Genomic DNA, 20,480 nt, shown 5'->3' with positions numbered 1-20,480 from the left:
TGAAATGTTACCGGCGTGTTTCGAGAGGTTCCCGACGACGCGGTGAAGATCCGCTGAATTTCAGCTTTCCGACTCCGTCGCCGCAGATCCGGCGATGCGCACGTAGTCCTCGATCGAGAGGTCCTCGCCGCGCGCGGTGGGCGCCACCCCGGCGCGTTCCAAGATGACGGATGCCGCGCCCGCACTTCCCCCGAGCACCTGCGACAGCGCCTGCCTGAGCATCTTGCGCCGCTGCTGGAAGGCCGCGTCGATGATCGCGAAGGTCCGTCGGCGCAGAGCCTCGTCGCCGCGAGGCTCGGCGTCGCGACGGAAGCCGACCAGCACGCTGTCGACGTTCGGCACCGGCCAGAAGACCTGACGCGACACCGTCCCGGCCAGCTTCCAGGGCCCGTACCAGGCCGCCTTGACGCTCGGGGCGCCGTACACCTTCGACCCCGGAGGGGCGGCGAGGCGCTCCCCCACCTCGGCCTGCACCATGACCACGCCCTTCTCGAGAGCGGGGAACGTCTCGAGGAAGTGCAGCAGCACGGGCACGCTGACGTTGTAGGGCAGGTTCGCGACGAGCACGGTGGGGTCGCCCGGGAGCTCGGTGACGCGCAGCGCGTCGGCGTCGACGACCGTCAGGGCGCCGTCGCTCACGCCGTGCGCGGCCGCGGTGGCCGGCAGCCGCTCTGCCAGGCGGTGGTCGATCTCGACGGCGGTGACGGCGGCGCCCGCTTCGAGGATGGCGAGCGTCAACGACCCGAGACCCGGTCCGACCTCGACCACCCGATCGCCGGGGCGGACCTCGGCGACGTGCACGATCTTGCGGACGGTGTTGGCGTCCACGACGAAGTTCTGCCCGAGCTTCTTCGTCGGGGTGACGTCGAGGTCGGCGGCGAGCGCGCGGATCTCGGCCGCACCGAGCAGTGTCACGGGCATGCGTTTCACTGTACGGCCTCATACCACGGGGGCGACGCGCCACGCATGGCCTCGCACGCGCCGCGACCGGCCGATAGCGTGACGAGCATGAATCCGACCGGCTCGATCCCCGCAGACGCGTTCTCCCTCCGCAGTCCGTACGGGCGACGAGCCATCGGCCTCTCGGTCGCGGCGGCGGTCGGCGGCTTCCTCTTCGGCTTCGACTCCTCGGTCATCAACGGCGCCGTCGACTCGATCTCGCGGGACTTCGCGCTCAACGACGTCATCACCGGGTTCGTCGTGGCGATCGCCCTCCTCGGCTGCGCCGTCGGCGCGATCATCGCGGGCAGCCTCTCGGACCGCTGGGGGCGCCTGCGCGTCATGTTCCTCGGCGCCATCATGTTCTTCGTCTCGTCGATCGGCGCCGGCCTCGCGTTCGCGGCGTGGGACCTGGCGCTGTGGCGGGTGATCGGCGGCCTCGGCATCGGCATCGCCTCCGTCGTCGCACCGGCCTACATCGCCGAGATCGCTCCGCGCCAGATCCGTGGAGGCCTCGCCTCGCTGCAGCAGCTCGCGATCACGATCGGCATCTTCGCGGCGCTCCTGTCGGACGCGCTGCTCGCCAACTCCGCCGGTGGCGCCGACAACGTGCTGTGGTTCGGGCTCGAGGCATGGCGATGGATGTTCATCGTCGGCGCCGTGCCGGCCGCGGTCTACGGCATCCTCGCCTTCACACTGCCCGAGTCGCCGCGCTTCCTCATCGCGAAGGGCCGCATCGACGAGGCCCGCGAGATCTTCGCCCGGCTGGTCCCGCCGGCCGACCTCGACCACACGATGCGCGACCTGCAGACGGCGATCGAGACCGACCGCAAGAACGCCGGCGTCTCGCTCCGCGGCCCCGTGCTCGGGCTGCAGCGCATCGTCTGGGTCGGCATCATCCTCTCGGTGTTCCAGCAGTTCGTCGGCATCAACGTGATCTTCTACTACTCGACCAGCCTCTGGCAGTCGGTCGGATTCGACGAGAGCGACTCCTTCACCATCAGCGTCGTGACGTCGATCACCAACGTGCTGGTCACGCTGATCGCGATCTTCCTCGTCGACCGCGTCGGCCGGAAGCCGATCCTGCTCACCGGCTCGGTGCTGATGACGCTGTCGCTCGGCCTCATGGCGATCTCGTTCCTCTTCTCCGAGACCGACAGCGCCGGCGAAGTGGTGCTCCCGGCGCCGTGGGGCCCGATTGCGCTCATCGCCGCGAACGTGTTCGTGATCGGCTTCGGCGCCTCGTGGGGTCCCCTGGTCTGGGTGCTCCTCGGCGAGATCTTCCCGAGCCGGATCCGCGGCAAGGCGCTGGGAGTCGCGGCCGGAGCTCAGTGGATCGCGAACTTCCTCATCACGATCTCGTTCCCCGCGATGTCGTCGTGGTCCCTTCCTCTCACGTACGGCATGTACGCGCTGTTCGCGGCGCTGTCGTTCGTGTACGTCGCGTGGCGCGTGCCCGAGACCAAGGGCATGGACATCGAGCAGACCGAGACGCTCTTCACGCATCGGAGCGGCACGCCTGCCGCGCCCTGACGGACGCGGCGGGTGCGGCATCCGTCGTCCGTCCTGACGGCCGCGCCGGCGCGCCTAGGATGGCGGGATGCCTTCGCTCGGCGACCTGATCGCACCCCGCCGCCTGGGCACCGACTTCCGGTGGCTGCTCGCGTCGTCGTGGACGAGCAACCTCGGCGACGGCATCGCGCTGGCCGCGGCGCCGCTGCTGATCGCGTCGCTCACGTCGTCGCCGATCCTCGTCGCGGCGGGCGCCATGATGCAGTTCCTGCCGTGGCTGCTGTTCGGCCTGCTGGCAGGCGCCGTCGCCGACCACCACGACAGACGGCGGCTGGTCATGCTCGCCAACGGACTGCGCGCGGTGATCGTGCTCGTGCTCGTGGGATTCCTGGTCACCGGTCAGGCGACCGTCTGGCTCGTGCTGGCCACCGCGTTCCTCTACGGCACGGCCGAGGTGTTCGCCGACTCCGCGGGCAGCACCCTGCTGCCGATGCTCGTGAAGCCCGCCGACCTCGGTGTCGGGAACGCCCGCATGCAGGCCGGCTACCTCGTCGCGAACCAGCTCGCGGGCCCGCCGCTGGGCGCCTTCCTGTTCGCGGTCGGCTCGTTCTGGCCGTTCGTGCTGCAGGTGCTGTGCGTGTCGCTCGCCGTGCTGCTCATCTCCCGCATCGCGCGCACGCCGGTCCCGGAGCACCCCGAGGCGGAGCGCGGCAGCAAGGCGCACGCGATCCGCGAGGGCCTGCGGTGGCTGCGCCACAACGCACCGGTGCGCACACTGGTCATCATCATCCTGGTCTTCAACGTCACGTGGGCGGCGCCCTGGGGCGTGCTCGTGCTCTACGCCACCGAGCACCTCGGCATGGGTCCTGTCGGCTACGGAGCGCTCACCACCGCCTCCGCGATCGGCGGCATCATCGCGGTCTTCAGCTTCGGCTGGCTCGAGCGGCACGTGTCGTTCTCGACGCTCATGCGGGTGTGCCTGTCGCTCGAGGTGCTCATGCACCTGTGCTTCGCGCTGACGACCTCACCCGCGGTGGCGTTCGTCATCATGTTCGGCTTCGGGCTGTATGCCTTCATCTGGGGCACGATCTCGACCACCGTGCGTCAGCGCCTCGTGCCGATGGAGCTGCAGGGCCGCATCGCGTCGGTCAACATGGTCGGCGTCTTCGGCGGGCTCGTGATCGGGCAGTTCATCGGCGGCATCCTCGCGCAGCTGTGGGGTCTCACCGCCCCGTGGTGGTTCGCCTTCGCGGGATCGGCCGTGACCCTCGCGCTGGTGTGGCGCTCGATCTCGCACATCGCCGCCGCCAAGCCCGTGCTCGACGCGGCCGACAAGAACGAGATCGCCGGCGAGGAGGAGCCGGGAGCCGGCGGCCTGCCGCTGCGCGACTGACGGCACCGGCCGACATCCGGCCCCGCGGCGGTCTACGTCCGCGGATCCTCGACGAGCTCGCCCAGACGGGCGCCGAGCTGTTCGAGGCGCGGAGTCCACGGGCCCGCCATCTCGCCGGCCGCGCCGCGCCGCAGCGCCTCGGCGAACGGCACCCAGGCACTCTCGCTCACCTCGGCCGGGTCGAGCGCGAGCGACGGATCGCCGTCCACACGGACCACGTACACGTCGAACAGCGCTGTCCGCTCGGTGAGACGGCCGACGAGCTGCAGATCGGCGACGCCGACCCGGACGCCCGTCTCCTCGTACAGCTCGCGGACGGCCGCCTGCTCACTCGTCTCGCCGGTCAGGGCGCTCCCGGCGGGGAACTCCCACGTCGAACCCCACGGCTTGTCCGGCGCGCGCAGGGTGAGCAGCACCCGACCGTCGCCGCGCACGACGCACACCGACGACACGAGGTGGAACACGCCCTCGGGGAAGCCCGGGTCGCCGCGACGGTGGGTGCGGCCGAGCGCGGTGCCCGCGGCATCCGTCAGATCCCACAGCTCGTCGTCCGCGCCGGTCACCGGTCAGTCCTCGAACGAGCCGTAGACCTCGAGCGTGTTCGCGGCGATCTGTGCGCACAGCTCATCGAGGTCGACGCCGAGCTCGGCGGCCATGAACCGCACCGTCACGGGGATCAGGTACGGCGCGTTCGGCCGGCCGCGGTGCGGGGTCGGGGTGAGGAAAGGGGCGTCCGTCTCGACCAGGATCCGCTCGCGCGGGATCACCGCGAGCGCATCGCGCAGGTTCTGCGCGTTCTTGAACGTGATGTTCCCGGCGAACGAGAGCCAGTAGCCGCGCTCCCCCGCGATGCGCGCCATGTCGGCGTCGCCCGAGAAGCAGTGGAACACCGTGCGGTCGGGCGCACCGACCCGCTCGAGGGTCTCGAGCACCGCCTCGTGCGCGTCGCGGTCGTGGATCTGCATCGCTATGCCGTGCTTCTTCGCGAGCGCGATGTGCGCCTCGAAGCTCTCGAACTGCGCCGGCCGCCCGTCATCGTCGGTGCGGAAGAAGTCCAGGCCCGTCTCGCCGATCGCGCGCACTCGCGGCTGCGCGGCGAGCTCGTCGATCACCGCGATCGCCTCCCCGAGCCGACCCGCCGCGGCGTACGCGGGGGCCTCGTTGGGGTGGATGGCGACGGCCGCGAGGACACGGGGGTGGGATGCCGCAGCCCACGCCGACCAGCGGCTCGACTCGATGTCGCCACCGGCCTGCACGACGCCGACCACGCCGACCTCGCCCGCGCGCTCGAGCTGTTCGTCGAGCGACAGGCCGACGCCGTCCTCGATTTCGAGGTGCGCGTGGTTGTCGTACATCGGCACCGCGAGCGGCTCGGGAGCGGCGGGGTACGAGACATCGCGCGAGCCCTTCTCGCGCGTCCGGACGTACTGCGACGGGTCAGCGGTCGCAGCCGGGTACGGCACCCGCGGCTCACTCATGCCGACCTCCGCTTTCACTCATCGGCTTCCGCTCACTCCTGCGTTCCTCACTGCACTCCTGCGCCCCTCTGTCACCCTGCAAGTCCCACTTTCGGTCGAAAAGAAGCCGACAAATCGCCGAGATCGGGACATCGACGGCAGAAAGCGGGACATGGACGACAGGCGCTCCGGCGACGCGGCGGATCACACCGACTGTTCGACGCGGGGGAACAGCGGCGCGAGGCCGTTGACCGACGTGCCGGGCTGGAGCGCGCCCCACGCGCCCGCCTCGCGGAGGGGCTGGTCCTGCAGGCGGCCGAGCGACTCGGCCGCGCCGAGCGCGATCCAGAGCTTCTCGGTCGAGACCGGCATGACCGGCGACAGCAGCACCGCGAGGGCTCGCAGGGCCTCGGCGGCGGTGTACAGCACCGTGCCGAGACGCTCGCGCTGCGCGTCGTCCTTGGCGAGCGCCCACGGCTCGTTCTCGGTGATGTACAGGTTCAGCGCGTCGACGATCGTCCAGATCGAGCTGATCGCCTCGTCGATGCGGAAGCGCTCGATCGCGGCGTCGGCGGCGGCTGCGGCATCCGCCACCGTCTTCTGGATGTGGAGATCCGCCTCCGTGTAGACGCCCGCCGGCGGCACGACGCCCTCGAAGTAGCGCTCGACCATGGCCGTGGTGCGCGAGGCGAGGTTGCCGAAGCCGTTGGCGAGCTCGGCCTGATAGCGGGCCGAGAGGTCCTCCCACGAGAACGAGCCGTCCTGGCCGAACGCGATCGCCGACAGGAAGTAGAAGCGGTACGCGTCCGAGCCGAAGACGTCGGTGATCTCGGTGGGCGCGATGCCGGTGAGCTTGGACTTCGACATCTTCTCGCCGCCCACGAGCAGCCAGCCGTGCGCGAAGACGCCGCGCGGCACCTCGAGACCCGCGGCCATGAGCATCGCGGGCCAGATGACGGCGTGGAAGCGCAGGATGTCCTTGCCGACGACGTGGTACGCGGGCCAGCGCCGGGCGAACTCCTCGGGGTCTTCGCCGTAGCCGATCGCGGTCGCGTAGTTGAGCAGCGCGTCGACCCACACGTAGATGACGTGCGACTCGTCCCAGGGAACCGTGATGCCCCAGTCGAAGGTCGATCGCGAGATGGAGAGGTCCTTGAGACCGTTCTTGACGAACGAGACGACCTCGTTGCGCGCCGATTCAGGACGGATGAAGTCGGGCACGGTCGTGTAGAGCTCGAGCAGCTTGTCCTGGAACTCGCTGAGCTTGAAGAAGTAGTTCTTCTCCTGCAGCAGCTCGAGCGGCTTCGAGTGGATCGCGCAGACCTTGAGCCCCTCGAAGGGACCCTCGCCGTCGACGATCTCGGCCTCGGTCTTGAACTCCTCGCAGCCGACGCAGTACAGCGCCTCGAACTCGCCCGCGTAGATGTACCCGCGGTCGTAGATCGCCTGCACGAACTGCTTGACGCGCTCCTCGTGGCGGGGCTGCGTCGTGCGGATGAAGTCGTCGTTGGCGACGTCGAGCGTCTCGAGCAGCGGGAACCACGCCTCGCTCACGAGCTTGTCGACCCATTCCTGCGGGGTCGAGCCGTTGGCGGCGGCGGCGCGCATCATCTTCTGGCCGTGCTCGTCGGTGCCCGTGAGCATCCACGTGTCGTCGCCCGCCTGGCGGTGCCAGCGCGCGAGGGTGTCGACCGCCACGGTGGTGTAGCCGTGGCCGATGTGGGGCACGTCGCTCGGATAGTAGATCGGCGTCGTGATGTAGAAGGACGAGGGGCCGGAAGTCACCCGACGAGTCTAGTCAGCGCGGATGCCGCCCCCGCCGCTGTGACCGGACGCCCCCGTCCGCACGCCCCAGGGGCGCCGGATGTAACACTCCGGGTCGCTCGCCGCGAACGAAGCCGGTGTCACGTCGAGCAAGGAGCTCACCGTCACGGTGCGTCGATAACGAAACGGTGAACGGACGGATGCCGGGGGTCGCGCTCGACTCCCGGCATCCGCTATCTTCTGGCTCAAGCCCGGCCCGGCGTGTCAGCTCCGTGGGTCCAGGCGGCGAGGAATGCGCCTCGGTACCCGGCGAGGCGGCCTCCCGACGAAAGGACGGCCATGTCTCGCACGCGCCCCCTGTCTCTCCTCGCCATCGGCGCCCTGCTCGGTGCGCTGCTGGTGCCGTTCGCCGCAACCGGTGCCGCCACCGCGGCGACCCTCGAGCCCTCCGGGCTCGACACCGGCTTCCAGATCGACGGAGACAAAACGGGCGGCACCCCGCCGGCCACGTTCGACTGGAACTCGTTCCTGAGTGCGCCGGTGCCGAACGGCACGTATACGTTCACGCCGACCGGCGGGTACACCACCGCGGACGGGCTGACCTCGAGCGGCATCCTGGACGCCACCTTCTCGTGGGACAACGGCACGCTCGCCGGCGCGTGCCCCTCGACCACGCAGGACGCGACGGGATCGCCGGGCTCGCAGACGCCGAACACCATCCCATGGGCACCCGGTCCCGCGAACGTCAATGAGAAGGGCAACCTCTGCAGCATCGGCTCGGCCTACGAGGTGGTCGCCGGGGCCGATGGCGTGCGGCACGCCATCCTGTACGGGTACTGGACCCGTCTCGTGGGCAACGGCGACATGAGCGCGCTTCAACTGCTCGAGGGACCCGCCGCGGGGCGATGCGACGACGTCCTGATCGTCTTCGATTATGTGTCGAGCACGAGCACGATGACCGTCCAGTTCCGACGCTGGACGCCGACTGCGGGCGACGCCTGCGCGAACCCGAACGGCGCCGGCCAGTGGCTGCCCACCGGCGAGACCATCGACTTCGACTGGGCCGTCGGTGTGCGCACTGAAGGGCCGCTGCCGGTCGGCAACCAACCGCAGGCGACGTTCGGCGAGTTCGCGGTCGACCTCACGACGGCCGGACTGTTCAGCCCGGAAGAGTGCACGACCTTCACCGTCTCGACCATGCTGTCGCGCACGGGCAACGACTTCACCGCGCAGACGCAGGACTACTTCGACCCGGTCGACCCGCTCACCATCGCCAACTGCGGCGCGCTCTCGGTCACGAAGGACGTCGTGCCCGCGGGGTACGACTCCGATGACCGCTTCGACTACGTGGTCGACCGCGCCGGCGGTGGAGTGGTGCTCCCTGACACCGACGCGACTGAGATCACGGACGACCTGGGCATCGGCGAGACCGACACCTTCGTCAACGTGCTCGGCTCGACCGACTACCAGTTGTCGGAGACGGTCACCGCCCCGTGGGCGCTGGAGTCGATGGTGTGCACGGCGACGCAGCCCGGCACCGGTAGCCCGATCCAGTTCGTCCTCGACGATCCGGCCGACGTCTTCACGATCTACCCCAGCACGCAGACGGACTGCGTCATCACGAACGCGGTGTCGACCGTGACGGTGACGAAGCAGACGCTGCCCGACGGTTCGCCGCAGGAGTTCGACTTCACGATCGGCGGCAACCCGGCCAGCCTGAGCGACGGCGAGAGCATCACGTACGCGTTCGCGCCAGGTACGACGGTGGACATCAGCGAGGTCATCCCGGCCGGCTGGATGGGCGATCCCGACATCGAATGCTCGAGCGGGGCGGTCGGATCGGGTGCCGCCGTCCAGGTGACGACGGTCGCCGCGGAGGACGTCGCGTGCACCTTTACCAACACGCAGCTCGGCAACATCGTCATCAGCAAGGAGGCCTTCGGCACCGAGGACGGACTGGTGTTCGACTTCATCGGCGACTGGACGACGGGAACGCCGGCGCTCCCGGAGGACGGCAGCTTCTCGATCACCGCCGAGACCGGTGACGGCGAGAACTACTACCAGACGTTCGAGGGGGTGGAACCCGGGGCCTATACGGTGAGCGAGCTGCCGAATCAGCACGGCACGCAGCTCGGCTCGCTCATCTGCACGATAGGCGGGCAGGACTTCTTCTTCGACAGCTACGACGCCGACTTCACGCTCGCTCCCGGCGACACGGTCACGTGCTACTACGCGAACGTGACACCCGGTCGCATCCTCGTGGTGAAGCAGACGGATCCGTTCGAGTACGACCAGGACTTCGACTTCGTGTTCACCCCGCCCGGCGGGGGCGAGCCGGTCGACTTCACCCTGAACCCGCTGCCCGGTCAGGCGACCTGGGACAGCGGCACGCTCGAGCCGGGCCAGTACGACATCTCCGAGATGCTGGACGTCGACGGCTGGTCGCTGACCGACATCACGTGCCAGACGACGGAAGGTACCACCTGGACGCCGAACCTCGGTGACGGCGTCGTCACCGTGGATCTCGCGGCGGCCGGCGTGGTGCAGTGCGTGTTCACCAACACCGCCGAAGCGGCCGACCTGACGATCGAGAAGACGGCCGCCGGCGTGGCGGACGGCTTCGCCTGGTCGTTCGAGTTCCAGCTGACCGACACTGGGACGGGCGCGGTCCGGTCGATCGAGGTGTCGTCCGCGGACCCCTCGATCACGCTCGCCGACCTCGTCCCCGGGGTGGACTACAGCCTCATCGAGGTGGCGCGGAGCGGCTGGGCGGGCACGCTCGCGTGCACGCTGGATGACTCTGCCGAGGCGCCGGGCTGGCAGTTCCGCCTGACCCCCGGTGCGGGCCTCACCTGCACCGCCGAGAACACCGCGCTGCCGGCATCCGTCTCCGTCACGAAGACCGTCACCGGCGTGACGGACGACTACGAGTGGTCGTTCCCGTTCGCGCTCACTCCGCCGGAGGGCGTCACCCCCGAGGGTGGCGTGCAGGCCATCTCGGGCACCGGCCCGGGCGACGAGACGGCGACCTGGACCGGCCTCACGCCCGGCGAGACCTACACGATCGCCGAGCAGGCCGCGCCCGGTTGGGTGCAGGGTGCGCTCACGTGCACGGGCGTCGAGGATTCGAACGAGGATCCGGCCGCGGTCACGTTCGTCGCGCAGCCCGGAGTCGCCGTGAGCTGCGAGATCGAGAACTCGCCCGAGCCGATCGACATCGCCATCGCCAAGACGGCGATCGGCGGCGACGCGACGTTCCAGTACGTGCTCACGCCGATCGACCCCGCGGGTGAGGCGATCGTCTCGTCGGTGGTCACCGAGGGCGGCGCCGGCGTCGCGACCTTCACCGGTCTGACTCCTCGCACCCTCTACTCGCTGGCCGAGCGCGACCTGCCCGGCTGGATCGAGGGCGACCTCGCGTGCGACATCACGCACGCCGATGGCGAGACCGAGGACCTCGACATCACCGGATTCCGCGTGGAGCCCGGCGACCAGATCTCGTGCGACATCGAGAACACGGCCGTCGGACGGATCGTGGTCGTCAAGAATGTGGAGGGCGATGACGCCACGTTCGACTTCCTGGGCACGTGGCTCGACCCCGTGGACTTCTCGATCGAGACGTCCGAGGGCACGGGCTCGGCGACGTTCGAAGACGTCGCCCCCGGCGAGTACGAGCTCGCCGAAGTCGCACCCGGGGGATACGACAACACCGACCTCATGTGCGTCGACAGCGAGCCGGAGGGCGGCGAGTCGACCGTGGACGACCTCGTGGGTCTGATCGTGCTCGACCCGGGCGAGACCGTCGTCTGCACGTTCACCAACACGCAGTGGGGCTCGCTGATCGTCGACAAGGTGACGCTCCCGGCGGGCGCCGACCAGGAGTTCGACTTCGAGTGGGGACCGGAGGGCGCGTCGTTCACCCTCACCGACGAGGCGGAGCCGTACTCGACGGGGCTGCTGGCACCGGGCGCCTACACCGTGACCGAGACCAGCGAGCTCGATCGGTGGGTGCTCGACGGCATCGAGTGCGTGGGTTCGGGCAGCGAGCCGATCGTGGAGGGCGCCTCGGTGTCGGTCGCGGTGCCGCTGCAGGGGACGGTGTACTGCACCTTCGTCAACGCGTACCTCGCCCCGCTCGAGGTCGACAAGACCGTCACCTCGGGGCCGACGAAGCAGGCCGACGGCAGCTACGTGATCGCGTACGCGGTGACGGTGACCAACCCCGGTGCGGTGGCCGACACCTATGACCTCGACGACGAATTGCGCTTCGGCAACGGCATCACGGTCGTCTCCGCTGCGGTCTCGTCGGCGCAGGGCCTGCCCGTGAACGCCGCGTGGGACGGCATCGACGACCTCCGCGTCGTGGCGTCGGTGTCGATCGGAGGGGGCGTCACTCACCGTTACGACGTGACCGCGACGGCGAAGGTCGCCGCGAACATCACGACCGATCAGGCCGACTGCACGGTCGGCTCCGACACCGAGGGCACCGGGCTCCTCAACGCGACGACCATCCTCTTCTCCGGCGGAGACGCCACGGCCACCGCGTGCGCGCCCGTTCCCGCGGCGCTGCCGCCGACCGGTGTCACGCTGACGGCCCTCTGGGGCGGCCTCGGCCTGCTCGCGGCGGGCGGGATCCTGTTCGCGATGCGCCGCCGGCGCTACCCGCGCACGGAGAGCGCGGCCTGATACAGCTCGCGGCTGGAGTGTCCGGTGAGACCGGACACTTCAGCCGCGGCCTCCTTCAGCCTCGTCCCACCCCGGACGAGCTCGAGCACCTGCGTCACCGCGTCGGGGAAGGCGACGGCGCGCGCGGGCGCGCCCTCGACGACGATCACGAGCTCCCCGCGGACGCCGGCTTCGGCCCAGGTCGCGAGCTCTGCGAGAGGTCCGCGGGCGACCTCCTCGTGCAGCTTCGTCAGCTCGCGGCATACCGCAGCGCGGCGTTCCGAGCCGAACGCCGCGGCCATGTCGGCGAGCGTCGCCGCGACGCGCGACGGCGCCTCGAAGAAGACCATGGTGCGCGGTTCGGACGAGAGCGCTCGGAGCGCCGCGGCCCGCTCTCCCGCCTTGCGGGCGACGAACCCCTCGAAGGTGAACCGGTCGGTCGGCAGACCTGAGACCGCGAGCGCGGTCACGACGGCGCTCGGGCCCGGGATCGCGGTGACGTCGACACCGGCCGCCGCCGCGGCCGCGACGAGCCCGTAGCCCGGGTCGCTCACCGTCGGCATGCCGGCGTCGCTCAGCACGAGCACGTCCTGGTCGCGCGCGAGCTCAACGAGCTCGGGCGCGCGCTCCTTCTCGTTGTGGTCGTGCAGGGCGATCAGCCGCGGGCGGTTCGCGACACCGAGGGCGGCCAGCAGGCGCTGGGTGGTCCGGGTGTCTTCCGCGGCGACGACGGTCGCCTGTTCGAGCGCCTCGACGAGGCGGCGGGAGGCGTCCCCGAGGTTTCCGATGGGCGTCGCCGCGAGGATGATCACGCCCCTCAGCCTAGACTTGGCGGCGTGACGGACGCCCCGCGGCCCGCTGTCGACCAGCACAGTGCCGAACCGCCCGCCGCGCCCCTCCTCCCCCCGGCACGACCCAGCCTGTACGACCGCTTCTCGCGTCGGGTGAACGAGGATGCCCGGGCCCGGCGGCTCTACGCGTGGCTCGGGCCGGCCGTGGTGCTCGTCATCGCCGCGGTGCTGCGCCTGTGGAACCTCGCCGCCGCGCACGACCTCATGAACCAGTTCGACGAGACGTACTACGTCAAGGACGCCTGGACGCTGCTGAATCTCGGGTACGAGGCATCCTGGCCCTCCGACGGCAACGAGAGGTTCCTGTCGGGCGACCCGAACGTCTTCACCACCAACCCGGCGTTCGTCGTGCATCCGCCGCTCGGCAAGTGGATCATCGCGCTCGGCATGATGGCGCTCGGCCCGGAGTCGGGATGGGGCTGGCGCATCACGACGGCGCTCCTCGGCGTCGCCGCGGTGCTGGTGCTCATGCTGATCGCGAAGCGGCTCACGCGCTCGACCACCTTCGCCGTGGTCGCCGGGCTCCTGATGGCCGTCGACGGGCTCGCGATCTCGATGAGCCGCGTCGCGCTGCTGGACACGTCGCTGACGTTCTTCGTGCTGCTGGCGTTCCTCTTCGTGCTGCGCGATCGGGACCGCACCATGACCCGGATCGCCGAGACGGTGGCCGCCCGGCGCGTGGGCGATGTGGCGCCGTCCTGGGGACCGGTGCTGTGGAACCGCCCCTGGATCGTCGCGGCCGGCGCCGCGCTGGGTGCGGCGAGCGCCGTCAAATGGTCGGGTGCGTGGGTGCTCGCCGGGCTCGGCATCTATCTCGTGGTCACCGATGCGCTCGCGCGGCGGCGCGCGGGGGTGCTGTTCTGGCCGACGGATGCCGTGCGCCAGGGTGCCGTGACATTCGTGCTGTTCGTGCCGGTCGCTCTCGTCGTATACCTCGCGTCGTGGACCGGCTGGCTCGTGACCGACGGCGGCTACGACCGCCACGCGGGAAGCAACCCCCTCGAGAGCCTGTGGCTGTACCACGTCGCGATGTACAACTCCACGGCGGGCATCACCGCGGGCCACGCGTACGAGAGCCCGGCGTGGCAGTGGCCGCTCCTCCTGCGGCCGACCAGCGTGTACTACCACCACGACGCTCTGGGCGTGGACGGCTGCACGTCGGCCAAGGGGTGCTCCGAGGTCATCGCGGCGATGCCCAACCCGCTCATCTGGTACGCGGGGGTGGCGGCCGTGCTGTACCTCGCGTACCGATTCGTGGTCGCGCGCGACTGGCGTCACGCCCTCGTGCTCACGGGCGTCGCGGTCACCTATGTGCCGTGGCTGTTCCTGCCCGAGCGCACCGTGTTCCAGTTCTACACGGTGCTGATCCTGCCGTTCATGCTGCTGGCGCTGACCTTCGCGTTGCGCGACATCGCGGGCCCGGCGTCGGCGGATTCCTACCGCCGGCTCACGGGTCAGCGTCTCGTGCTGGTGTTCCTCGGGGTCGCGCTGGCGCTGTCGGCGTTCTGGTACCCGGTCATCTCGGCGATGAACGTGCCGTACGACTTCTGGCATTCGCACATGTGGCTGGACAGCTGGGTCTGACCCGCACTCTCACGGGATGAGATCGGCCGGGTCGGTCACGGGCAGCCGGCACGCGAAGTCGCGGCAGTCGTACGCGGTCGGCAGGCCGTCGCGCTGGGCCTTGTCGGCGAAGAGGGAGAACCCTGCTGCGGCGAGCGCCCCGGCCCGAGCAGGTGAGACGATGCTCACCACGTCGGCACGGATGCCGCGGGCCCCGGTCGCGACGTCGGCCCCGGGGTCGTCGGTCACGACGACGACCTGCCGCGGCGCGACGGCGAGAGTCGCGGCCACGCGCAGCAGCGCCCCGTACGCGAGCGGCTGCGCGAGGGCCGCTGGGGCATGGGTGGCGACCAGGCGCTCGGCGAGCGCGCGGTAGTCCTCGCCGGCGCCCAGCAGCCACAGCGCGGCGGAGGCCTCGGCGAGTGAGGCCACGCCCGAGGGCTCGTCTCCGTCGGACGCGGCATCCGGCGCTCCGATCCCCTGCTGCGACAGCACGGGATCGCCTCCGCCGGGAACGGCGACGCGGCCGTCGGCGTCGACGCACGCGTCGACCAGCGCGCGCGCCCGCACTGCGTAGGCGGGCTCTCCGGTCGCGGCGGCGAGGGCGACGAGACCAGACGCGAGCTGACCGTGGTCGGCGAGCGTCGCGTGCGCGCGCGAGGGGATCTCGTCGAGCGACGCGCGCAGCAGCCGGCCGTCGCGGGCGACGTTGGTCTGAAGCACAGCGTCGGCTGCCCACCGCGCCGCCTCGATCCACGGGTCCTCTCCCAGCGCGGTCGCCGCGCGCGCGAGCGCGCCGATCGCCAGGCCGTTCCAGCCGCTCACCACCTTGCCGTCGACGGCGGGCGGCTCGAGCTCCGCGCGCGCCGCCGCATCCCGGGCGTAGTAGCCGCCCTCGCTGCGCGCGCCGTCGATCCACGACTCCGAGTCCTGCGCGGCGCCGAATCCCCCGGCCGGCTGCTGCAGCACGTCGATGAGGAACCCGGCGATGCCGCGAGCGACGTCATGACGAGCGGATGCCGCGTCCATCGCGACGTCGAGCAGCTGGGCGTTGTCGATCAGCATGCGCTCGTAGTGCGGCACCGTCCAGTCGGGACGGGTCGCGTAGCGGAAGAAGCCTCCCTCGACGGGGTCGCGCAGCGGCGATCCCGCCATCGCGGCGAGCGCGCGGTCGGCGACCGCGGATGCCTCAGCCGCCCGTTCTCGGACGACGCGTGTCTGCAGGAAGCGGAGCGCCGTGGCCACGGGGAACTTCGGTGCTGCGGCGGCAGGGTCGCCGAAGCCGCCGTGGCGGGGATCCTCGCGAGCGGCCAGCGCGTGGGCCGCGGACGAGAGGTCGTCGGCAGACGGCGCCGCCGACTCGGCGTCGGGGCCCGCGGCCCGCACCTCGGCGAGCGCGCCGGCGACGGCATCCGCTGTCTCGTCGATCTGATCCCGCCGTTCCGTCCACGCCTCGCGGACCGCGGCGAGCACCTGCCGGAACGCGGGCATGCCGCCGCGCGGCTGCGGGGGGAAGTACGTGCCGGCGTAGAACGGGCGCCCCTCGGGCGTCGCGAACACGGTGAGCGGCCAGCCCAGGCTGGGGCTGAACGCTGAGGCGGCGGCCATGTAGGCGGCGTCGACCTCGGGGTGCTCCTCGCGGTCGACCTTGATCGAGACGAAGCCGTCGTCGAGCTCGGCGGCCGTGGCGGCATCGTCGAACGACTCGCGGGCCATGACATGGCACCAGTGGCACGTGGAGTACCCGATCGACACCATCACCGGCACGTCGCGCCGGCGCGCCTCGGCGAACGCCTCCTCACCCCACGGGAACCACGAGACCGGATTGCCCGCGTGGGCTCTCAGGTACGGGCTCGTGGCTTCCGCGAGACGGGGGTTCATGGCATCCGCTCCCCTCCGGATCGGGGCGTCAGTTCACCTCGTCGGGGTGGGCGCTGACGCGGCCCGAGCCGTCGCCCGGGTCCATGGCGTCGATCGCCGCGATCTCGTCCGCCGTGAGTTCGAAGTCGAAGACATCGAGGTTCTCGACGAGGCGCTCGCGGCGCACCGACTTCGGGAAGACGATGAAACCCTTCTGCAGGTGCCAGCGGAGGACCGCCTGCGCGGGGGTCTTGCCGTGCGCGGCTGCGGCCTCGGCGACGGGCGCGGCCTCGAAGAGGTCGTACTTGCCCTGGCCGAGCGGACCCCACGACTCGATCTTGACGTCGTTCGCGGCCGCCCAGTCGGTGATCTCGCGCTGCTGGTACGCCGGGTGCAGCTCGATCTGGTTGACGGCGGGCACCACGCCGGTCGCGGCGACGATGCGCTCGAGGTGCGGCACGAGGTGGTTCGAGACGCCGATGCTGCGCGTGAGCCCGGCCGCGCGGAGCTCGACCATCTTCTCCCACGCGTGGACGTAGTCGTCCTTGGCGGGGGTGGGCCAGTGCACGAGGTAGAGGTCGACCTTCTCGAGGCCGAGCTTCTCGAGGCTCTCGCGCACGGCGGCGTGCGGCTCCTCGTCGTGATGACGGTCGTTCCAGAGCTTGGTCGTGATGAAGAGATCGTCGCGGGCGATGCCGCTCGCTGCGATCGCCGCGCCCACGCCCTCCTCGTTGCCGTAGATGGCCGCCGTGTCGATGTGGCGGTACCCGACCTCGAGCGCCTCGGAGACCGCACGCTCGGTATCCGCCGGCGGCACCTTGAAGACGCCGTAGCCGAGCTGAGGGATCGAGTTGCCGTCGTTGAGGGTCAGGGTGGGGGTGTTGGCCATTGCTCCAGCCTAGGCTCCTCGCAGTCGCCCTCGGGCGGCTGGATCGGCTCGGGCGCGGCGATCGCACCCGGCCGGCCCAGACCGCCACCTCAGCGGTAGCGCCGCCCCTCGTCCCGGCGGAAGAGCACGAGCGACAGCGCGAGCATCACGACGGTCCAGATCACGATGCCGACCCACACCCACCACTCGAGCGCGCCCCCCTCGACCGCCCAGATGACGAACTCCCGCGCCTGACGCGAAGGCGTGAACTTCGAGATCGCGTCGAGCCAGTCGGCGAAGAGCACCGGCGGAAGGAACAGTCCGCCGATGAACGCGAGCCCGAACATCACGATCTGCACGATCGCTATCGCGGCCTTGAACGGGAAGGCGTATCCGATGGCGATGCCGATGAGCATGAACGGCGTCGCCGACACCGCGAGCGCGACGATCCCCGCAAGCACCCGGAGCGGCGGCGCCTCGGCGGCGGTGAAGAGGCCGCCGACGACGATGACCGGCACGATCGCGACGAGTCCGAGAACCCCTGTCGACAGGATCTGCGCGAGCACGCGGGCGATCCCCGGCGCGGGAAGCGTGCGCAGGTACGGGTCCCACGGCTTCTCACGGTTCTCCGAGATCGTGAGCGCGAAGCTGAACAGCGAGTTCGACATGACCGCGAACACCGACAGCGAGATCACGGCCTGGGTCGCGAACACCGGATTGTCGGCGACCATGCGCTGGGGAACGACGAAGAAGAGCAGCGCGAGGGCGGGGAACACGAGCGTGCCGATGACCGCGATCGGCACGCGGAACGTCTCGATGAGCCCGTAGCGTGCGTGAAGCAGGGTCAGCCGTGTGACGGACGGGACGGATGCCTCGACAGCGGTCATGACGCCACCTCCAGAGCGACCGGGTCGTCGGTGCGGCGGGCCGCGGTGAGGGCGAGGAAGGCCTCCTCGAGCGACGCACCGCGCACCGAGAGGTCGCGGAAGTCGAGGCCGCTGCGGACGAGCTCGCGGACGAAGGCGTCGGCATCGGCGACCGTCAGGATCTCGCGGTCGTCGGCGTGCTCGCGATGGGTGACGCCCGGCAATCCGGCGAGCCGCGATGGATCGGCCGTGCGCAGCCGTACCTGGCTGACCCCGACTCTGGCGAGGATCCGCTCGACCGAATCGTCCGCGATCACGCGACCGCGGTCGACGACCACGACGCGCTCGGCGAGCGCCTCGATCTCCTCGAGGTAATGGCTCGTCACGACCACGGTCGCACCCGCGCGGTGCTGACCGCGGATGGCGTCCCAGAGCGCACGGCGGCCGTCGACGTCGAGACCCGTGGTCGGCTCGTCGAGCAGCACGAGCGCGGGGCGTCCCACGAAGGCCAGTGCCACCGCGAGACGCCGCTTCTGCCCACCCGACAGCGACCCGCACTGGCGTCGCAGCAGGTCGTCGAGGCCGAACTCGGCGGCGAGTGCGGCGGTCGCCACGCGGTCGGCGAAGTGGCCTCCGACGTAGTCGATGACCTCGCGGACGCGCAGGGTGTCGGGCAGGGCGGTCTCCTGCGGGGTGCTGCCGAGCCGCTGCCGGCTCTTGGCATCCCGCGGATCACCGCCGAACAGCGTGACGACACCGGAGGTGGGACGGCGCAGCCCCTGCAGAAGCGCGAGGAGTGTCGTCTTGCCGGCGCCATTGGGGCCGAGAAGCCCGACGAGGACGCCGGGTTCGAGGTCGAGCGACACGTCGTCGACGGCGATCACGTCGCCGTAGCGGCGCGTCGCGCGATCGAAGTGCGCGAGATTCATGGCAGTTCTCCCAATACGGAGCGCAGGGCCTCGGTGTAATCCTCGAACGCGCGGCGGCCCTGTCTGGTCAGCGCGAGATAGGTGACGGGCGTGCGCCCGCGATGGGTCTTCTCCACTCCGACGTAGCCCGCGTCCTCCAGCTTGCGGACGTGCGTCGACAGGTTGCCGGCGGTCATGTCGAGCAGCTCCTGCAGCCGCGGGAACGCGATGCTCTCGCCGGGATCGAGCGTCGCGAGCGTCGCCGTGATCCGGAGACGCGCGGCGGCGTGGATGACGGGGTCGAGCTCGGTCATCGGCGCACCCACAGCCAGCCGGCGACGGCCCCGGCGAGGAAGACACCACCGCCCGCGAGGGCGAACACGAGGTAGTTGGTCGGATAGCCGAAGAAAGGCGCCACCAGCGCCACCACGATGAACCAGCCGCCGAGCCACAGCAGCGGCTTCGCGCGCCAGATGCCGCCGCCCACGAAGTACAGCAGCCCGACGAGCAGCGATGATGCCGTCGGGTAGTAGATGTTCGACAGCTCCGGGGGCATGCCGTTGCGGATGAGCGCCGTGCCGAACACGAACATCGCGATGAACGCGATCGTCCACGCCCACCCGTAGACGGCTCCGGTGAAGGCCGCGTCTGCGGAGGCGCGGATGCCGCGGCCGCTGCGGATCCCGAACAGGGCGGTCGCGACGAGCGCGCCGACCATCAGCACGATGAACAGCACGACGGCCACAGGGAGTGGGACGGAGAACGCGGGCTTCGCACCGTCGATCATCCACAGCAGCCCGAACCCGACCAGCCACGCGACGCCCCACGCCGCGAGGATGAGCGGCACCTCGGCGGCCATCTGCCGAGTCACGCGCTCCTGCTGAGCGCGCATCAGGTCGAGCATCGCCGCGGCGTCGCGGGGCTCTTCCTCGTCGGGTTCGGGGGCGTCGGAGATGTTCATGAGAGTCCGTTCGCGAGGAGGAAGGGCACCAGCAGCGCGGGCAGCGTGGTGAGCAGGTTGACGAGGCCGTGCGCGATGATGAGCGGCAGCAGGCGGCCCTGGCGCCAGGCGATGACGCCCGAGCCGACGCCCCACACGAAGAACGCGCACGCGTACACGACCACCGCGGCGGAAGTCGGGGCGTACCAGATGTGCTGCAGGCCGAAGAACGCCGCCGAGATGAGGATCGCTGCGGGCACCGGCATCCGGCTCGACAGGTCTTCCTGCGCGGCGCCGCGGTAGAGCAGCTCCTCGGTCGGCGCGTTCAGCGGCGCGAAGGTGAGGACCGCGACGATCGCGAGCACCGCCGCGACCGCCGGCGAGAGGTCGGGGACGGACTCGGGATCGAAGAAGACGGTCTCGAAAGCGGTGAACATCGCAGCACCGTGCAGCGCCCACATCACGAGCATGATCGTGACCGCGAAGGGCACGTACAGCACGAGGAGCCACAGCAGCCCCCACAGGATGTCGCGGCCCAGGCGCCCACGCCGATAGCCGATCATGTCCCTCACGCGACGACCCGTCGCGCGGATGCGCCGGACGACCACCGCGAGGCACACGACGTTCACCGGCAGCATCGCCACGGCCGTGACGAGCGGCGGTCCGGGGTACGGCGACCAGCCGGCGCCGGCGACGAGAGCCACCCAGGCCAGCGAGCACGCGACGGCCACCAGCAGAACACGCCCCGCGGGCAGCCCCAGGCCCCACGCGAGCGCGTGCCGATCGACTCGGCGTTCTCGCCCCGACGGCGGCGCGGAGCTCGTCTGCATCGTCATGGCAACTTTGTATTGCAAACTACTCTGCCAGTCAAGAGACTTTGCGAACCGACCGGAT

General features: G+C 70.5%; 16 protein-coding genes. 4 read left to right on the top strand and 12 right to left on the bottom strand.

From position 1 onward, the window contains the following. Positions 1 to 60: 60 nt before the first annotated feature. Positions 61 to 921, bottom strand: coding sequence for a 16S rRNA (adenine(1518)-N(6)/adenine(1519)-N(6))-dimethyltransferase RsmA (rsmA, locus tag IM770_RS11405; protein WP_203581258.1), 861 nt, complete (start codon positions 919 to 921; stop codon positions 61 to 63). 87 nt (positions 922 to 1,008) lie between these two features. On the opposite strand from rsmA, the gene IM770_RS11400 reads away from it, so the two are divergent. Then, positions 1,009 to 2,472 carry a sugar porter family MFS transporter gene (locus IM770_RS11400; protein WP_203581257.1) on the top strand — a complete coding sequence of 488 codons (1,464 nt, stop codon included), beginning with the start codon at positions 1,009 to 1,011 and terminating at the stop codon, positions 2,470 to 2,472. 67 nt (positions 2,473 to 2,539) lie between these two features. Continuing rightward, positions 2,540 to 3,844, top strand: a complete 1,305-nt coding sequence (locus IM770_RS11395) for an MFS transporter (protein WP_203581256.1) — start codon at positions 2,540 to 2,542, stop codon at positions 3,842 to 3,844. 32 nt (positions 3,845 to 3,876) lie between these two features. Here IM770_RS11395 and IM770_RS11390 read toward each other — a convergent pair whose 3' ends face one another. The 3 genes from IM770_RS11390 to metG all read right to left on the bottom strand — a co-directional run bounded on the left by IM770_RS11390 (position 3,877) and on the right by metG (position 7,086). After that, positions 3,877 to 4,407 carry an NUDIX hydrolase gene (locus IM770_RS11390; RefSeq protein ID WP_203581255.1) on the bottom strand — a complete coding sequence of 177 codons (531 nt, stop codon included), beginning with the start codon at positions 4,405 to 4,407 and terminating at the stop codon, positions 3,877 to 3,879. 3 nt (positions 4,408 to 4,410) lie between these two features. Next, positions 4,411 to 5,322 (bottom strand): TatD family hydrolase, encoded by a 912-nt coding sequence (locus tag IM770_RS11385; RefSeq protein ID WP_203581254.1) that lies wholly within the window; start codon positions 5,320 to 5,322, stop codon positions 4,411 to 4,413. Positions 5,323 to 5,505: 183 nt separating this feature from the next. Next, positions 5,506 to 7,086 carry a methionine--tRNA ligase gene (gene metG, locus IM770_RS11380; RefSeq protein ID WP_203581253.1) on the bottom strand — a complete coding sequence of 527 codons (1,581 nt, stop codon included), beginning with the start codon at positions 7,084 to 7,086 and terminating at the stop codon, positions 5,506 to 5,508. Positions 7,087 to 7,404: 318 nt separating this feature from the next. Here metG and IM770_RS11375 point away from each other — a divergent pair, with 318 nt between their 5' ends. After that, a complete protein-coding gene (locus tag IM770_RS11375) occupies positions 7,405 to 11,751 on the top strand; it encodes a prealbumin-like fold domain-containing protein (protein ID WP_203581252.1) in 4,347 nt (1,448 codons plus the stop codon). Here the strand turns inward: IM770_RS11375 and rsmI are convergent. Further along, positions 11,724 to 12,542 (bottom strand): 16S rRNA (cytidine(1402)-2'-O)-methyltransferase, encoded by an 819-nt coding sequence (gene rsmI / locus IM770_RS11370; protein WP_203581251.1) that lies wholly within the window; start codon positions 12,540 to 12,542, stop codon positions 11,724 to 11,726. The genes IM770_RS11375 and rsmI overlap by 28 nt on opposite strands. Positions 12,543 to 12,566: 24 nt before the next feature. On the opposite strand from rsmI, the gene IM770_RS11365 reads away from it, so the two are divergent. Then, a complete protein-coding gene (locus IM770_RS11365) occupies positions 12,567 to 14,165 on the top strand; it encodes a dolichyl-phosphate-mannose--protein mannosyltransferase (protein WP_307785442.1) in 1,599 nt (532 codons plus the stop codon). 9 nt (positions 14,166 to 14,174) lie between these two features. Here IM770_RS11365 and IM770_RS11360 read toward each other — a convergent pair whose 3' ends face one another. The 7 genes from IM770_RS11360 to IM770_RS11330 form a co-directional block, all read right to left on the bottom strand. Beyond that, the gene (locus IM770_RS11360; RefSeq protein WP_203581250.1) at positions 14,175 to 16,025 is read right to left on the bottom strand and encodes a thioredoxin domain-containing protein; all 1,851 of its coding nucleotides are present in this window, start codon (positions 16,023 to 16,025) and stop codon (positions 14,175 to 14,177) included. 28 nt (positions 16,026 to 16,053) lie between these two features. Then, positions 16,054 to 16,893 carry an aldo/keto reductase gene (locus tag IM770_RS11355; protein WP_203581249.1) on the bottom strand — a complete coding sequence of 280 codons (840 nt, stop codon included), beginning with the start codon at positions 16,891 to 16,893 and terminating at the stop codon, positions 16,054 to 16,056. Positions 16,894 to 16,982: 89 nt separating this feature from the next. Next, positions 16,983 to 17,759: an ABC transporter permease gene (locus IM770_RS11350; RefSeq protein ID WP_203581248.1), complete on the bottom strand. Its 777-nt coding sequence runs from the start codon at positions 17,757 to 17,759 to the stop codon at positions 16,983 to 16,985. Then, positions 17,756 to 18,667, bottom strand: a complete 912-nt coding sequence (locus IM770_RS11345; RefSeq protein WP_203581247.1) for an ABC transporter ATP-binding protein — start codon at positions 18,665 to 18,667, stop codon at positions 17,756 to 17,758. Before IM770_RS11345 ends, IM770_RS11350 begins: the two co-directional genes overlap by 4 nt. Then, a complete protein-coding gene (locus IM770_RS11340; protein ID WP_203581246.1) occupies positions 18,664 to 18,960 on the bottom strand; it encodes a transcriptional regulator in 297 nt (98 codons plus the stop codon). Before IM770_RS11340 ends, IM770_RS11345 begins: the two co-directional genes overlap by 4 nt. After that, on the bottom strand, positions 18,957 to 19,607 hold the full coding sequence (locus tag IM770_RS11335; protein WP_203581245.1) for a hypothetical protein: 651 nt from the start codon (positions 19,605 to 19,607) through the stop codon (positions 18,957 to 18,959). The genes IM770_RS11340 and IM770_RS11335 overlap by 4 nt, the downstream gene beginning before the upstream one ends. After that, positions 19,604 to 20,422: a CPBP family intramembrane glutamic endopeptidase gene (locus IM770_RS11330; RefSeq protein ID WP_203581244.1), complete on the bottom strand. Its 819-nt coding sequence runs from the start codon at positions 20,420 to 20,422 to the stop codon at positions 19,604 to 19,606. The genes IM770_RS11335 and IM770_RS11330 overlap by 4 nt, the downstream gene beginning before the upstream one ends. Positions 20,423 to 20,480 lie beyond the last annotated feature (58 nt).

It is taken from the genome of Microbacterium hibisci, assembly GCF_015278255.1.
GTDB classification, from domain to species: Bacteria; Actinomycetota; Actinomycetes; order Actinomycetales; family Microbacteriaceae; genus Microbacterium; species Microbacterium hibisci.
The sequence above is the reverse complement of the archived record's forward strand: the minus strand, read 5'-3'. Positions and strand labels throughout refer to the sequence as shown.

Bases quoted from the DNA above. Each gene is read 5' to 3' on its own strand.
- IM770_RS11400 (WP_203581257.1), top strand. From the start codon at position 1,009: ATGAATCCGACCGGCTCGATCCCCGCAGACGCGTTCTCCCTCCGCAGT.
- IM770_RS11345 (WP_203581247.1), bottom strand. From the start codon at position 18,667: ATGAATCTCGCGCACTTCGATCGCGCGACGCGCCGCTACGGCGACGTG.
- IM770_RS11340 (WP_203581246.1), bottom strand. From the start codon at position 18,960: ATGACCGAGCTCGACCCCGTCATCCACGCCGCCGCGCGTCTCCGGATC.
- IM770_RS11395 (WP_203581256.1), top strand. From the start codon at position 2,540: ATGCCTTCGCTCGGCGACCTGATCGCACCCCGCCGCCTGGGCACCGAC.
- IM770_RS11335 (WP_203581245.1), bottom strand. From the start codon at position 19,607: ATGAACATCTCCGACGCCCCCGAACCCGACGAGGAAGAGCCCCGCGAC.
- IM770_RS11350 (WP_203581248.1), bottom strand. From the start codon at position 17,759: ATGACCGCTGTCGAGGCATCCGTCCCGTCCGTCACACGGCTGACCCTG.
- rsmA (WP_203581258.1), bottom strand. From the start codon at position 921: ATGCCCGTGACACTGCTCGGTGCGGCCGAGATCCGCGCGCTCGCCGCC.
- IM770_RS11385 (WP_203581254.1), bottom strand. From the start codon at position 5,322: ATGAGTGAGCCGCGGGTGCCGTACCCGGCTGCGACCGCTGACCCGTCG.
- IM770_RS11330 (WP_203581244.1), bottom strand. From the start codon at position 20,422: ATGACGATGCAGACGAGCTCCGCGCCGCCGTCGGGGCGAGAACGCCGA.
- IM770_RS11360 (WP_203581250.1), bottom strand. From the start codon at position 16,025: ATGAACCCCCGTCTCGCGGAAGCCACGAGCCCGTACCTGAGAGCCCAC.
- IM770_RS11375 (WP_203581252.1), top strand. From the start codon at position 7,405: ATGTCTCGCACGCGCCCCCTGTCTCTCCTCGCCATCGGCGCCCTGCTC.
- IM770_RS11355 (WP_203581249.1), bottom strand. From the start codon at position 16,893: ATGGCCAACACCCCCACCCTGACCCTCAACGACGGCAACTCGATCCCT.